We start from the raw sequence: 14,043 nt of genomic DNA, 5'->3' as shown, positions 1-14,043 counted from the left end.
AAGGCCGCCATTTGGCGGCCTTTTTCGGATGATGCGCAGATCAAAGCGACATGGCCGCCAGCCAACCAAACGCAATCAGCGGAAGGTTATAGTGAAGGAAGGTCGGCACGACGCTATCCCACATATGGTCATGCTGGCCGTCCACGTTCAGGCCGGCAGTGGGCCCCAAAGTGGAGTCCGATGCCGGTGAGCCAGCATCGCCCAATGCCGCCGCGGTGCCCACCAAGGCCACGGTGGCCATGGGCGAAAACCCGAACTGAATCGCCAATGGGACGAAAATGGCGGCAATGATCGGAATGGTAGAAAACGATGAACCGATGCCCAGCGTGATGAACAGCCCTACCAGCAGCATGACCAGCGCAGCCAGGCCGCGATTGTCACCAAACAGCTCGAAGGCGCCCGCCACCAGGGCCTCGATATCCCCCGTGGCTTTCATCACTTCGGCAAATCCTGCCGCTGAAATCATGATGAAACCGATGAGTGCCATCATGCGCATGCCGCTGGTGAACAGATCGTCGGCCTCACGCCATTTGAAAATCCCCCCCAACGACAGCAGGCCAATGCCCACCAAGCCGCCCACGATCATGGAACCGGTATACAGCTGCAGGCCCAGCGCAGCCACGATGGCGACCCCCGACATGACCAACCCCAGCATATGAGGCTCGGCAGGCGTATGCGCTTGCTCACCCGCAGGTGCGGCCAGCGGCTTGGCGGCGTAGTGGCGCTGACCGCGATAGCTGAACAGCAGGGCGACGACCAGCCCGATGGCCATTCCGCCCACGGGGATGGCCATGGCCATGGGCACCATGCTCCGAGTGATGTCGAGCCCCGCCGCCGCGCCTGCGCTGTTCAGATTGGCCAACAATATGTCGTTCAGGAAGATGGCCCCGAAGCCCACTGGCAAAAGCATATAGGGTGCTGTCAGACCAAAGGTCAGCGCACAGGCAACCGCGCGGCGGTCCAGCTGCAAGCGGTTCATGACCACCAGCAGCGGCGGAATCAGGACGGGAATGAACGCAATATGCACCGGGATGGCGTTTTGAGAAGAAATCGCCACCAGCAGCACAGCGCCCAGCAGCAGCATTTTCACCCGCGCCTGATGCGCCGCCGTGGCCTCTTTACCCAGCAGCTTGATCAACCGCGTGGCCAGCAAATCCGGCAGGCCAGAGCGAGAAATAGCGACCGCAAAGGCCCCCAGCGTGGCGTAGGCCAACGCCACCTGGGCACCGCCGCCTACGCCATCATTGAAAGCGCTGAGCGTGTCATCCAGCGACAGTCCACCCGCTAGCCCTCCTACCAGGGCCCCCACCACCAGGGCAAACACCACCGATACACGAAGAAGTGACAGCGTCACCATCACGAGCACTGCAAGAATGACTGCATTCATGGAAATATCCAGAGCTAATAGAAGGTCTTTGATACGAAGTCTTCACTAGGTTCTTAAAACCAAGTTCTTGAAACCAGGCCCTTAAAACCAGGTTTTTAAACCATGCCTTTAAAACCAGGCGGCGGATTTTAGCAGATAGCGCGCCCTTCATCAGGCTTATCTGATCCCCGAGTACGCTGGCACAGCGGCTAAGACTTTAGTCACAGCGCTCTTGCTGCTATGCAACAATCCTCCTAGTATCGCGACCTTCATCGATGACCGACACTGCTAATTTAACAATGTCTTAGGAGCCTGCATGGGCATTTTCGCCATTCTCATTTCCCTGATACTGCTGATGTTGCTGGCTTACAGAGGCATATCAGTGCTGCTGCTGGCACCGCTCATGGCGTCGCTGGCAGTCCTGCTTTCCGGTGATGGCGGCCTGCTGCTGCCCATTTACACCGACACCTTCATGCGGGCGCTGGGTAACTACGTCATTCAGTTCTTTCCGCTGTTCCTGCTAGGCGCCCTGTTCGGCCAACTGATGGCCGACTCCGGTGCCGCGCAGTCCATTTCCAACGGTATCGTCAAGCGGCTGGGCACGCATCACGTGGTGCTGACCGTGGTCATGGCCTGTGCCGTATTGACCTACGGTGGCGTGTCACTGTTCGTGGTGGCCTTTGCCATCTATCCCATCAGCCGTGAGCTCTTCCGTCAGGCCAATGTACCCAAGCGGCTCATACCTGCGTCCATCGCGCTGGGTTCCTTTACCTTCACCATGACGGCTCTGCCGGGCACCCCAGCCATTCAGAATGCCATTCCCATTCCTTACTTTGGCACCAACAGCTTTGCGGCTCCCGGATTGGGCATCATTGCCGGACTCATCATGCTGGGCCTGGGCACCTACTATCTGCAGTCCAGGGTTCGCAAGGCAGCCGCCAACGGCGAAGGCTACGGCACGCACACCGAGCGTGAAGTCGACCCCCAGCAGGACGACACGCCCGCCCCCACGCTCCCCTTGGCAGTAGCCTTGATTCCTCTGATCATGGTCATCGGCCTGAACGCGCTGTTTACCTATGGCGTTTTCCCCGCCATGGATCTGAGCTATATCAGCGACGCCTTCGAGAACATCACCCCCAGCCGCCAGACTGGCCTGTGGGCGATCCTGATCTCGCTGCTGAGCGCCTCGGCATGGCTGATCATTACCCGCTGGAACCATTGGAAGGATCTGAAAAACACCATCAACCAGGGCTGCTTTGGCTCGCTGCTGCCGATTTTCAATACCGCCTCCGAAGTGGGCTATGGGGCAGTGATTGCCAGCCTGGCAGGCTTCATGATCATCCGTGATGCCGTGCTCAACGTTTCCGGCAACCCGCTGATTTCCGAAGCCTTGGCCATGAGCGTGCTGGCGGGGATTACCGGCTCCTCATCGGGCGGCTTGTCGATTGCCTTGCAAACCCTGGGTGATGAATACCTGGCCATGGCACAGCAGGCGGGCATCAATCCCGAACTGATGCACCGTGTCGCGACCCTGGCCGCGGGCGGCATGGACACGCTACCCCACTCGGGGGCAGTGATTACGCTGCTGGCCATTTGCGGTCTGACGCACCGCCAGTCCTATGCCAATGTGGCCATGGTCACTATCGTGCTGCCGATTTTTGCGTTGATCAGCGTGATTACGCTGGGCACGCTGTTTGGAAGCTTCTAAAGCCGCGTAAGCCATGCGATAGTTGGTTAACGTGTTAACCAGCGAACAACAACGAGACCCGTCATGGCCCTTACACGACACTCCTCCCTGCTGCTGATCCTTCTGGCCAGCCTCATCATCTCTACGGCGATGGGGCTGCGCCACGGTTTCGGGTTGTTCCTCGAACCCATGAGCAGTGAGCTTGGCTGGGGGCGCGGGGTCTTTGCCCTGGCGCTGGCCATTCAGAATTTGATGTGGGGCCTGGCACAGCCTTTCACCGGTGCGCTGGCAGACCGTTTCGGCGCGGCCAGAATTATTGTGGCCGGGGGCGTGCTCTACGTACTGGGGCTGTGTTTCATGAGCCTTTCCACCAGCGCGTTGGGCATGACCTTGAGCGCTGGCCTGCTGATCGGGATCGGTCTCTCTGGCACGACCTTCTCGGTGATCCTGGGCGCTGTTGGCCGAGCGGTACCCGCCGAAAAGCGCAGCATGGCCATGGGGATCGTCAGTGCGGCGGGCTCGTTTGGCCAGTTCGCCATGCTGCCGGGCACGCTGGGGCTGATCGAGTGGCTGGGCTGGTCGGCGGCCCTGCTGGCCATGGGCATGATTGCCGCCGTGATGATTCCGCTGGGCGCCATGCTCAAGGATCGCCCACGACCCCATGCGCTGGGCGACCTGAGCCTGCGCGACGCGCTCAACGAAGCCGCCGGGCAAAAAGGCTTCTGGCTGCTCTGCCTGGGCTTTTTCGTGTGCGGGTTTCAGGTGGTGTTCATTGCCGTGCACTTGCCGGGCTACCTGTTCGATAACGGGCTTGCCGTGCAAGTGGGTACCACCGTTCTGGCCCTGGTGGGGCTGTTCAACATCGTGGGCACCTATACGGCAGGCTGGATGGGAGGAATCTGGTCCAAGCCGCGCTTGCTCAGCTGGCTATACCTGATCCGAGGCGTGGTCATCACCGCGTTTCTGGTCGCGCCACTGAGCGCTTATAGTGCTTACGCGTTTGGTGTCGCCATGGGCTTGCTGTGGCTCTCGACCGTGCCGCTGACCAACGGCATCGTGGCGTCGGTGTTTGGCGTCAAACACCTCTCCATGCTGGGCGGCATCGTGTTTCTGTTCCACCAGCTGGGGTCGTTCATGGGCGTCTGGCTTGGCGGCTACCTTTATGACATGACCGGTCACTACGATACCGTCTGGCAAATCGCCATCGTGCTCTCCGTAGTGGCCGCCGCCTTGCACTGGTTCATCAGCGAAAAACCGCTGGCACGCACCACTCCCACGCAGGTGACACCATGACACCACAGACTCTTTCGCTAGCGCTGCTGGGGGCGCTGGCCATCGCCGGGGGAACTGCCCTTGCCTGGTGGGGGTGGCAGTCGCTGGATGCGGGCCTGCTGTTGATGGGGAGTCGGCTATGCTGATCGAGGCCCCACGAAACCGAATCATCTCATGACCTTCGACATAGGCAAATTGGCCCATTAGTGGCATAAAGAGTGCATCGTTGGCCAAATGATGTTGATTATTCAAGGATGCACCTTGCATGGTAGAACAAGCGCTCGTCCAGACACTCTTGCTGTTGGGTGTCACGGTTTTCGTGGTACTGCTCTTTCAGCGCTTCAGAATCCCGCCCAGCCTGGCTTATCTGTTGGTGGGGGTCATTCTTGGCTCTCATACGGCAGGGCCTGCCATTGATACCACCTATATCCAGGCGATTGCCGAATTCGGGATCGTGTTTCTGCTGTTCACGATTGGCCTCAGCTTTCCGTTGCCCCAAATCTATGCCCTGCGGCACACCATTCTCGGCCTGGGCACGGCGCAAGTCGTCGTGACGACGGCAGCGTTCACGCTGCTGGGATGGGCCATCGGCCTGCCCCCAGTGGCGGCCTTCATCGTTGGTGCCGTATTCACCCAGTCTTCGACCACCATCATCAGCAAACAGCTGATGGAACAAGGGGAAAGCCAGACCCGACACGGTCGCCTGGGCACCACCATGTCGGTCTTTCAGGACATAACGGCGGTTCCCTTCGTGATCTTGATACCCGTGCTGGGCACCGCAGCGGCTTCGGAAATTGCCGGAGCACTGGGCATTGCCATGGCCAAGGCAGTGGCCGCGTTTGTCATCGTGCTGGTGTCTGGCCGCTATCTGCTGAAACCGCTGTTTCACCTGGTAGCCAGCCGCCGCTCGGCGGAACTGTTTACCCTGACCGTGCTGTTCGTGTCGCTGATTGCCGCCTGGACAACGGATTCACTGGGACTTTCCATGGCGTTTGGCGCCTTCCTGGCCGGTATGGTATTGGGCGAAACAGAGTTTCGCCATCAGGTGGAAACGACCATACGCCCATTTCGTGACGTTTTGCTTGGCTTGTTCTTCATCGGCATCGGCATGCTCGTGGAGCCTGCGCTGCTGCCCTCCATTTGGCATCAGGCCCTGCTGGGCGCCGTGGCCCTGCTCGCCATCAAGACGTTGATCGTGGCAGCGCTGGTGCGGTACTCGGGTATCGATGCTCAAACGGCTCTGCGCACCGGCCTGACCCTCGCGGTGGGGGGTGAATTTGGCTTTGCGCTGCTGGCCATTGGCCTGGACCACAGCACTATCGCGGCAGCGCCAGCACAAATCGCGCTGACATCAGTGCTGTTCTCGATGATCGCCGCGCCTTTCCTAATTCGCTACAACCAGCCGCTGGCCGCCTGGCTATTTAGAAAGCGTCCTGGCTCTGCAGAGGAAACCGCCCAGGGCACCCCTCCTGCGGTTGACTATGCACAGCATGTGATCATCTGTGGTTATGGACGCACAGGCCAGGTGATCAGCCGGTTCCTGGAGAGCGAGTCGATCGATTTCGTGGCACTGGACATGGATCCGACCATCGTCAAAGAGGCTCGCTTGGCAGGACATCCGGTCTTCTACGGCGATGCATCGGACCCCACCGTGCTGGAGAGTATCGGCCTGAGCCGCTCGAACCTGTTGATCATCAGTCATGATGACCGCACTGCCACCTTGCAGACACTTCGCTACGTGCACGACACCGTCCCTACCTTGCCCATCGTGGTACGCACCCATGACGACAGTGGCACGGAGGAGTTACGCGCCGCTGGCGCTACCGAAGTCATCCCTGAAACATTGGAAAGCGGCATGATCATGTCGATGCATTCGCTGCTGACCCTGAATGTCCCCATGTGGCGTGTGACTCAGCGCCTTCAGGAACAGCGCATCAATCGCTACCCCATGCTCAAAGAGCTGTTCAGAGGGAGCCTGGAGCGGTTGAGCGAAGAAAATGACGACAGAATCGAGCGCTTGCACTCACTGGTGCTGGATGCTGATAGCCGTTATGTCGGCCAGCCGCTCGGCAATTGCCCACTGCAAGCGCCAAGGGTGGTGGTCACGGCTCTGGTGAGAGGTCAGGAGCGCATCCGTTATCCTGAACCAGCCACCACGCTACAGCCGGGCGATGTGCTGGTGTTGCTGGGCACTCCCGAAGCACTCGAACAAGCAGACGCCGAACTGAATCCGGCGTCCTACTGAGGCGCGCGTCACGCGATACGGCGATGCCGCCAGTGGCGCATCAACACCCCGTGCCGAGGCGAAAACAGCAGCGCAAGGAAGAAGCAGCTGGTGGCGACCAGGACGATGGTGCCTCCCGAAGCCACGTCGAAGGCATAAGAGAGCCATAGCCCCAGTACCGCCGAGCCCACACCGACGCTGGTCGAAATCAACAGCATCGTTGTGAAGCGGTCGGTCAGCAGATGTGCGGTGGCACCGGGGGTGATCAGCATGGCAACGACCAGAATGATGCCTACGGTTTCCAGGCTTGCCACGATGGTCAGGGTCAGCAGCAGAATCAGGCCGTAATGAATGACGCTGGTATTGAACCCCAGCGCCTGGGCCTGCGTGGGGTCGAAGGCGTAGAGCATCAGCGGCCTGAAGGCGAGCCATATCACCAGCAGCGCCACGACGCTGGCGGCCAGCGTGAGCATCAGCGCCGACTGCTGTACGCCCAGCACGTTGCCGAACAGGATATGCATCAGGTGCGTGCTGGAGGCCATCTTGCTGATCAGCACGATGCCCAGCGCAAAAGCGCCGGTGAACATGATACCCATGGCTGCGTCCGACTTGATGCGGGTATGGCGCTCGATGGCACCGATACCCAACGACGTCAGCGCACCCGTCACGAAAGCCCCGATGAAAAACGGCAGCCCCAGCAGGTAGGCAATCGCCACGCCGGGCAAGACCGCGTGGGAAATCGCATCCCCCAGCAGCGACCAGCGCTTGAGCACCACGTAGCAGGAGAGCAGACCGCAAATGGCGCCCACCAGCATCGAGGTCAGCAGCGCACGCTGCATGAAGGCGTACTGAAACGCATCGGAAATGGCGTCGGGTAGCAGATTGATGGGCACCATCAGCGCCGCCAGCAGGCCAGCGATCAGCGCGCTGGCCATGCTATCCAGTGTATCTAACATGTTGAAATTGACCGTTATTGAGGCATCAAAGCAGGAGCACTGGTCTGTTGCAAGGTAAAAGAATCTGGCGCTGGCTGGGCGCTCACCGCCAGTTCGGCCAGCCTGCGGTCGCTGAGCATTTCATCCGGGGACCCCGCCCCGCGGATGAAGCGGTTGATCAGCACCACGTGGTCCACATAGCGGCGCGCTCCCGGCATGTCATGGGTCACCATGACAATGGTCCTGCCCGCTTCTCGCTCCCGCTTGAGCACATCGAGAATCAGCTGCTCGCTGGGCGGGTCGACGCCCGCTAGCGGTTCGTCCAACAACAGGATACTGGCCTGCTGGGCCAGCGCCCTGGCCAACAGCACACGTTTTTTCTGGCCGCCCGACAGCGCCCCAATGGGACGCTCGGCCATGTCCAGCATATTCACGTCCTGCAGCGCCTTGCTCACGACGTCACGGTGGCTCGGAGCCTGCCAACGCCCAGGCAGCAGACGCCGCCATAGAGGGTCATGGCGCATGTGGCCGTAGCGCGCCGTCATTACGGTGTCCCATACCGAGATGGGAAAGTCCCACTCGATCGCTTCACGTTGCGCCATATAGGCGATACCACCAGCTTTGCGGCGCCGCTGAATGGGCTCTCCGAACGCCATCACCTGGCCACGCAGCGGCTTCATGCTACCGGTCAGCACATGAAACAGCGTCGATTTGCCAGCCCCATTCGGACCCACAATGGCCGTCCAACGTCCCGCCGGCAATCTCAGCTGAATGTTTTCGAGCACCGGCTGGCGTTGATAGGCGGCATAGACCCCCGACACCTCAATGGCAGCCGGAGGTAGTGACGAAGCACTGTTCATGATGACCTACTCGACACCCAGATAACGGCGCAGCAGTTCGGCATTGTGGCGCTGCATGGCAAAGTAGTCACCCGCCACACCATCCGGCTCGCTGAGCGAGTCCACGTAAAGTGGCCCTGCCACCGGCAGCCCCGTATCACGGGCGATGCTGGTCACATGACGGTCAGAAATGGTGCTTTCCCAGAACAGTGCGGCGGGCTGGCGCTCGTTGATCAAATCGATGATGCGCATCAGCTGGCGTGGAGAGCCTTCGGTTTCGGCATTGGTGCCCCAGATGCCATCGTGCTTGAAGTGAAAGGCATCGGCAAAGTAGAGAAACGCCGCCTCGCTGGACAGCAGCACACGCCGTTCCTCGGGAATTGCCTCAAGGGTCTCTTGCAGTTCGACATACAGTGCGTGCAGCTCGTCTTCCAGCGCGCTGGCACGCTGGTGAATCTCTTCGGCCTGCTGTGGCAAGCGCTCTTCCAGGGCGTTGGCAATGGCCTGCACGTAGGCGCTGGCGGCACGCGGGTCCATCCACAGATGCGGGTCGATATCGCCTTCCATGTCGCCTATCGCAATCGACTGAGTGGGATAGCCCGAGTCCTCGGCCACGGCCAGCACGGGCACGCCTTGCGATACCGTGGCTTCCACCTGGCGCATCCACTGCTCCAGCTGGTAACCGTTGTAGAAGACGATATCGGCCTTCTCGAGGGCCGCAAAATTATCCGGCGTCAGCTCCCACTCATGCACTTCAGCGTTGATGGGCGTCAGCACGGTCACTTCGGCATCGTCACCCGCTACCCGCTGCACCAGATCGCCCAGCACCGAAAAAGTGACGGCCACGTTGATGGGCGGATGCAACAGCTCATTGGCATACGCCGAGGACGTGCTCGCACCGAAGGCCAGGGAAGCCCCCATCAACATCCATCCGTAAGATTTCGCCATCGCCAACTGCTCCCGTGTAAACTCACATATGATATCACTGTAGCTCAAAGAAAAAGCCAAGTGCAAATAGTTTAGCCTTGGCTAACAATTATCCGTTCAAATGCGCTACCATCACCAATCAACGATGCCACTAACCTTGATAAATATTGCCAATGAGTGATCACGACCCTCGGCGCGCTCCTGCCTCATGTGAGAAAAGCGGTGACGCCCTACCGCCAGTGGAGCAGCACGCTCAGCAGTATGAAACCGTGCGCAACGCTCATGAAACCGAGCTCATCGAAGATTACGTGGAGCTGATCGGTGATCTGTTGCGACACCGCGGTGAGGCCCGAGCAGCAGACATCGCCAATCGCATGGCCGTCAGCCAGGCCACCGTGTCGAAGATGATTCGGCGACTCAACGAGCTGGGGCTCGTCACCAGCCAGCCTTACCGCTCGCTGTTTTTGACCGAAGAAGGCCAGAAAATGGCCGAAACCTCCCGCGCCCGGCACGACATCGTGCTGCATTTCCTGCGCGCTCTGGGCGTCGAAGACAGCACCGCGCGCATCGATGCCGAAGGCATGGAGCACCACGTGAGTGATACGACCCTGGCCATCATGAAGCGCTTCACCGAGCAGCAGTCGCAGTGATGACTGACGCGGCCGTCTTGTCCTGACGCCTGATAACCCGCATCATTCAAGAAATCGTGGTTTCAGGATACTGTCATGTCGCCCGCTTCGAAAGAACGCTCCTTTCTTGCCCGTGTTCGCCATGCACTGCCCTCCCTGCATCCGGCAGAGCGGCGGCTGGGTGAATTCGTCTGCGACTTCCCCGGCGAGTTGGCCAGCTACAATGCCCAGGAGCTGGCACGCTTTGCAAAAGTTTCCAAGGCGACGGTATCGCGTTTCGTCAGGCGTCTGGGTTACGACAATTACGAAGCCGCACGCAGGCATGCCCGCGAAGAGCAGACGACGGGGTCGCGCCTGTTTCTCCCCGCTCAGCGTCTCGGCCAATCCGAATCCTGGCTTGCCCAGGGGCTGACCTTCAGCAAGGACAACCTGGACAGAACCTTTGCCGCCATCACCCAGGCCGATATCGACGCCGTCGCCCATACATGGCTGGCGGCACGTAAAATCTGGGTCGTTGGCTATCGCGCCAGCCGCCCGCTAGCCGACTACCTACGCTGGCAGCTGCTGCAAGTGACCGGAGACATCGCCGCCATTCCCGGCCCTGGTGAAACCCTGGGCGAGCACCTTGCCGACATTGGCCCGGAAGACAGCGTCATCGTGCTGGGGTTGCGGCGCCGAGTTGCGACGACCGAACAGCTGCTGAGCAGCGCCAGGGAGTGCGGGGCCTCGCTGGTGTATATCACCGATGAAGGCACGGAGCCCCACCCTCAAGCTACCTGGCATTTTCGCTGCCATACGCACGCTTCCGGGCCGCTGTTCAATCACACTGCGGTCATGACCCTCTGTCATCTGCTGATCATGCGCACCATCGAGCTGGCCGGAGACGCGTCACGACAGCGTTTGAGCCGCATCGAAACCCTCAATGACCGCTTTGAAGAGCTTTAATCGAGCCATCTCGACGAGCGACTGCTTTTACTGAAGCACTCTTCTAGTTCATCACCCCATCAACATGCACTTTCAAGGTGCATTTTTGTCTCTCACGCCCCATGTCGTGTTACCCCATTTTTCGGGCAACGCGTGGTTTCTGCCTGTTTTATATATGAAATTTAAATTTCATAGCGCTTGTGGCATGAAATATGGATCTACTTAACAAACGCTGCGCAGGATGCGCGGTGAGCAACACGCCCAGCCTGGCGTACCACATCGCACCCACTACAGATAACAGGAAGCCTCCATGTTCAAGCGCACTCTTCTCATGACCGCCCTTTCCGCCGCTGTGATCGGCAGCGCCGCCCACGCCGATACGCTGTCTCTCAAAGTGCTCGGCCAACCTGCCGGTTCGGGGCTGATTGCCCAGAACAAGGAGCGCCCCTTCTTCGAAAATTTCGCCGAGCACAGCGGCCTGGAAGCCACGGTTCAGTACATTCCGGTAGATGTGGCAGGCATTCCCGATACGGACGGGCTACGCATCCTCAACTCCGGTCTTTTCGACATCGTCTCGCTGCGCGGCCCCCAGGTCAGCCGTGACGAGCCCTCGGTGCTCGGGATGGACCTGATCGGCCTGAATACCAGTTTCGAGACTGGCCGGGACAATGTCATGGCCTTTTATGATTATGTGGATTCACGCCTGCAGTCCCGCTTCAACGCCAAGTTATTGGGCGTATGGCCTGCCGGTCCCCAGGTCATCTTCTGCAACAAGGATATTTCCGGCCTGGAAGACTTGAGAGGCCTGCGCGTACGGGTGGGTGACCAGAGCGCAGCCAACTTCATTGGCCAGTTGGGCGCCACCGGCATTTCGATGCCCTTCGGCGACGTGCAACAAGCGCTCTCTCGTGGCGTCGTGGATTGCGGCATCACCGGCCCTGCCTCGGCCAACTCCGGCGGCTGGCCAGAGGCAACGACCACCGTGTTGCCCATCGCTCTGCAGCTGGCCATCAATGGCTACGCCATCAACCTGGACACCTGGAACCGCCTGGATGAGACCCAGCAGTCCCAGCTGGAAACGGCCATTGCCGAGCTCAGCGACGACATCTGGAGCTACTCGGAAGCGCTTTACGAAGATGCCATGCGCTGTAACGCCGGTGAGTCGCCCTGCGAGTTCGGCAACCAGTATGCGCTGACCGAAGTCGACGTTTCCGACGCCGATCTGGCTGCCGTCACCGCCGCCGTAGAGGAAGTGTCCCTGCCACTGTGGGCCACCCAGTGCAATAACGTGGCCGCCGACTGCGAAGCCACCTGGCGCGAAACGGTAGGCGCTCAGCTTGGCCTGTAACGTTACCAGGAGACCCGTATGACTTTTTGTGCTCGCCTGATGGGGATCCTGTTCGGCACGTTCATGCTACTGCTGGCCGTGCTGATCACGATAGAGACCCTGATTCGCAAATTCTTTTCGCTGTCGTTTGGTGGCGTCGATGAGTTGGGAGGCTACGCCATTGCGGTGGCGGCGCCTCTGGCCTTCGGCGTCGCCATGATCGAGCAGTCGCATATTCGCATCAATCTGCTGCACATGCGCCTGCCCACCACCGTCAAAGCGATCCTCAATGCCCTGGCAGCCCTCTCGTTGGGGCTGCTGGCGGCCTTCCTGCTGTACTTTACCGTGCAGACCGTACTCGACACGCATAACTACCGCTCCATCGCCCAGACCCCCTGGGCCACGCCGCTGATCTACCCTCAAGCGGTCTGGCTGGTGGCCATGGGCATCTTTGCGGCGAGCGCGGCCCTGCTGGCCCTGCAAGCCCTGCGCCTGCTGATCCGGCGAGACTGGCCCGCACTGAACCAGCGCTTCGGCCCTGCTTCAGCCAGTGAAGAACTCGAAGCCGAACTGGCCGATCTCGAGCAGCGTGAAAAAGGAGCACAGCCATGAGCATTCCAGTCATTGCAGGGGCGTTCATGGTCATGCTGGCCCTGATGCTGCTCAGCCTGCCGGTGGCGGTGTCGATTTTGCTGGTGGGCGTGGCGGGCGGCTATCTGATGTACGGCGCCCCACTGGTAAACATGATGGGTGGCGTCGTCTGGAGCAGCCTGAACAGCCCGTCGATGCTCGCCATTCCACTCTTCATGCTGCTGGGGGAGCTGCTGTTACGCGGCGGCATCGCGGACCGCATGTATGCCGCGCTGGCGGTGTGGTTCAATCGCCTGCCGGGTGGTTTGCTGCATACCAATATCGCCACCTGCACGCTGTTCTCCGCCACCTCCGGCTCCTCGGTGGCCACCGCGGCCACCGTAGGCACCATCGCCCTCCCGGCGCTCCAGCAGTATCGCTACCCCATTCGTCCTTCGCTGGGCTCGCTGGCAGCGGGCGGCACCCTGGGGATTCTCATTCCCCCCAGCATCAACCTGTTGGTGTATGGCCAACTGGCCAATACCTCCGTCAGCCAGCTTTTTGCTGCCGGGTTGATACCGGGCATTACCCTGGCGCTGCTGTTCTCGCTCTACCTGTGGCTCGCCCACGGCAAGGCGGGCAAGGCATCGCTGGTCGAGGTCAATGTCTCGCTTCAGGACAAGCTGTCGCTGTCGAAGCACCTGATTCCTCCCGTGGTCATCTTTGGCGTGGTCATGGGCAGCATCTACGGCGGCCTGGCCACCCCCACCGAATCCGCCGCCATTGGCGTAGTCATCGCCCTTGGCTTCATCGCCGCTGGCGGCAAGCTGACGCTGGACCTGTTGATTCACTGCTCGCTGCAGGCAGCCAAAACATCGGGCATGGTGATCATCGTCTTGATGTGCGCCCTACTGCTCAACGTCACCATCTCGATGCTGGGAGTTACCCAGGCACTTACCCAGTGGGTCGCCTCCTTCGGCCTGACGGCAGTGACGCTGCTGCTGGTGCTGTTCGTGTTTTACGTGATTCTGGGTACCTTCATGGACGCCATGTCGATGCTGGTACTGACCGTACCCATTACCGTGCCCATGGTCATGGCGGTGGGCATCGACCCTATCTGGTTCGGGATCTTCATCGTGCTGATGTGCGAGATCGCCCTCATCACACCACCGGTGGGCATGAACCTGTTCGTGGTTCAGGGCGTGCGCAAGGATGGTGGCAGCTTCAACGACGTCATCATGGGGTCGCTTCCCTTCGTGGGCATCATGGTGCTGTTCACCTTTGCCATCATGATTTGGCCAGGCATCGTCATGTGGCTACCCGACCTTCTGGCGGGGCGTTGA

General features: G+C 60.2%; 13 protein-coding genes. 9 read left to right on the top strand and 4 right to left on the bottom strand.

The window, feature by feature from the left end:
- Positions 1-40 precede the first annotated feature (40 nt).
- A complete protein-coding gene (locus LG409_RS08140; RefSeq protein WP_039178232.1) occupies positions 41-1,387 on the bottom strand; it encodes a Na+/H+ antiporter family protein in 1,347 nt (448 codons plus the stop codon).
- 295 nt (positions 1,388-1,682) lie between these two features.
- On the opposite strand from LG409_RS08140, the gene LG409_RS08135 reads away from it, so the two are divergent.
- The 4 genes from LG409_RS08135 (at position 1,683) to LG409_RS08125 (ending at position 6,570) form a co-directional block, all read left to right on the top strand.
- Positions 1,683-3,074 carry a GntP family permease gene (locus LG409_RS08135; protein WP_039178235.1) on the top strand — a complete coding sequence of 464 codons (1,392 nt, stop codon included), beginning with the start codon at positions 1,683-1,685 and terminating at the stop codon, positions 3,072-3,074.
- 63 nt (positions 3,075-3,137) lie between these two features.
- Entirely contained in the window at positions 3,138-4,346 is a 1,209-nt protein-coding gene (locus LG409_RS08130) for an MFS transporter (protein WP_218314919.1), read from the top strand.
- A complete protein-coding gene (locus tag LG409_RS18640) occupies positions 4,343-4,471 on the top strand; it encodes a hypothetical protein (protein WP_260851395.1) in 129 nt (42 codons plus the stop codon). The genes LG409_RS08130 and LG409_RS18640 overlap by 4 nt, the downstream gene beginning before the upstream one ends.
- 119 nt (positions 4,472-4,590) lie before the next feature.
- Positions 4,591-6,570, top strand: a complete 1,980-nt coding sequence (locus LG409_RS08125) for a cation:proton antiporter domain-containing protein (protein WP_227407989.1) — start codon at positions 4,591-4,593, stop codon at positions 6,568-6,570.
- A gap of 8 nt (positions 6,571-6,578) precedes the next feature.
- Here the strand turns inward: LG409_RS08125 and LG409_RS08120 are convergent, their stop codons facing one another.
- Genes LG409_RS08120 through LG409_RS08110 form a run of 3 tightly spaced genes read right to left on the bottom strand, consistent with a single transcriptional unit; the run spans position 6,579 to position 9,271 of the window.
- Positions 6,579-7,505: a metal ABC transporter permease gene (locus LG409_RS08120; protein ID WP_319799344.1), complete on the bottom strand. Its 927-nt coding sequence runs from the start codon at positions 7,503-7,505 to the stop codon at positions 6,579-6,581.
- A 14-nt stretch (positions 7,506-7,519) separates the two neighbouring features.
- Positions 7,520-8,344, bottom strand: coding sequence for a metal ABC transporter ATP-binding protein (locus tag LG409_RS08115; protein WP_227407988.1), 825 nt, complete (start codon positions 8,342-8,344; stop codon positions 7,520-7,522).
- Between the two features lie 6 nt (positions 8,345-8,350).
- Positions 8,351-9,271, bottom strand: a complete 921-nt coding sequence (locus LG409_RS08110) for a metal ABC transporter substrate-binding protein (RefSeq protein ID WP_039178249.1) — start codon at positions 9,269-9,271, stop codon at positions 8,351-8,353.
- Positions 9,272-9,423: 152 nt separating this feature from the next.
- On the opposite strand from LG409_RS08110, the gene mntR reads away from it, so the two are divergent.
- From mntR to LG409_RS08085, 5 genes are all read left to right on the top strand, one after another.
- Entirely contained in the window at positions 9,424-9,900 is a 477-nt protein-coding gene (mntR, locus tag LG409_RS08105; RefSeq protein ID WP_039178251.1) for a manganese-binding transcriptional regulator MntR, read from the top strand.
- A gap of 75 nt (positions 9,901-9,975) precedes the next feature.
- On the top strand, positions 9,976-10,824 hold the full coding sequence (locus LG409_RS08100; protein WP_227407987.1) for a MurR/RpiR family transcriptional regulator: 849 nt from the start codon (positions 9,976-9,978) through the stop codon (positions 10,822-10,824).
- A gap of 289 nt (positions 10,825-11,113) precedes the next feature.
- On the top strand, positions 11,114-12,151 hold the full coding sequence (locus tag LG409_RS08095) for a TRAP transporter substrate-binding protein (protein ID WP_227407986.1): 1,038 nt from the start codon (positions 11,114-11,116) through the stop codon (positions 12,149-12,151).
- An 18-nt stretch (positions 12,152-12,169) separates the two neighbouring features.
- Positions 12,170-12,742: a TRAP transporter small permease subunit gene (locus tag LG409_RS08090; protein WP_189463989.1), complete on the top strand. Its 573-nt coding sequence runs from the start codon at positions 12,170-12,172 to the stop codon at positions 12,740-12,742.
- Entirely contained in the window at positions 12,739-14,043 is a 1,305-nt protein-coding gene (locus tag LG409_RS08085; RefSeq protein WP_096923083.1) for a TRAP transporter large permease, read from the top strand. The genes LG409_RS08090 and LG409_RS08085 overlap by 4 nt, the downstream gene beginning before the upstream one ends.

The sequence above is a fragment of the Halomonas sp. NyZ770 genome, from assembly GCF_020616575.1.
Taxonomy (GTDB): Bacteria; Pseudomonadota; Gammaproteobacteria; order Pseudomonadales; family Halomonadaceae; genus Vreelandella; species Vreelandella hamiltonii.
This window is presented reverse-complemented; position numbering and strand designations above follow the sequence as displayed.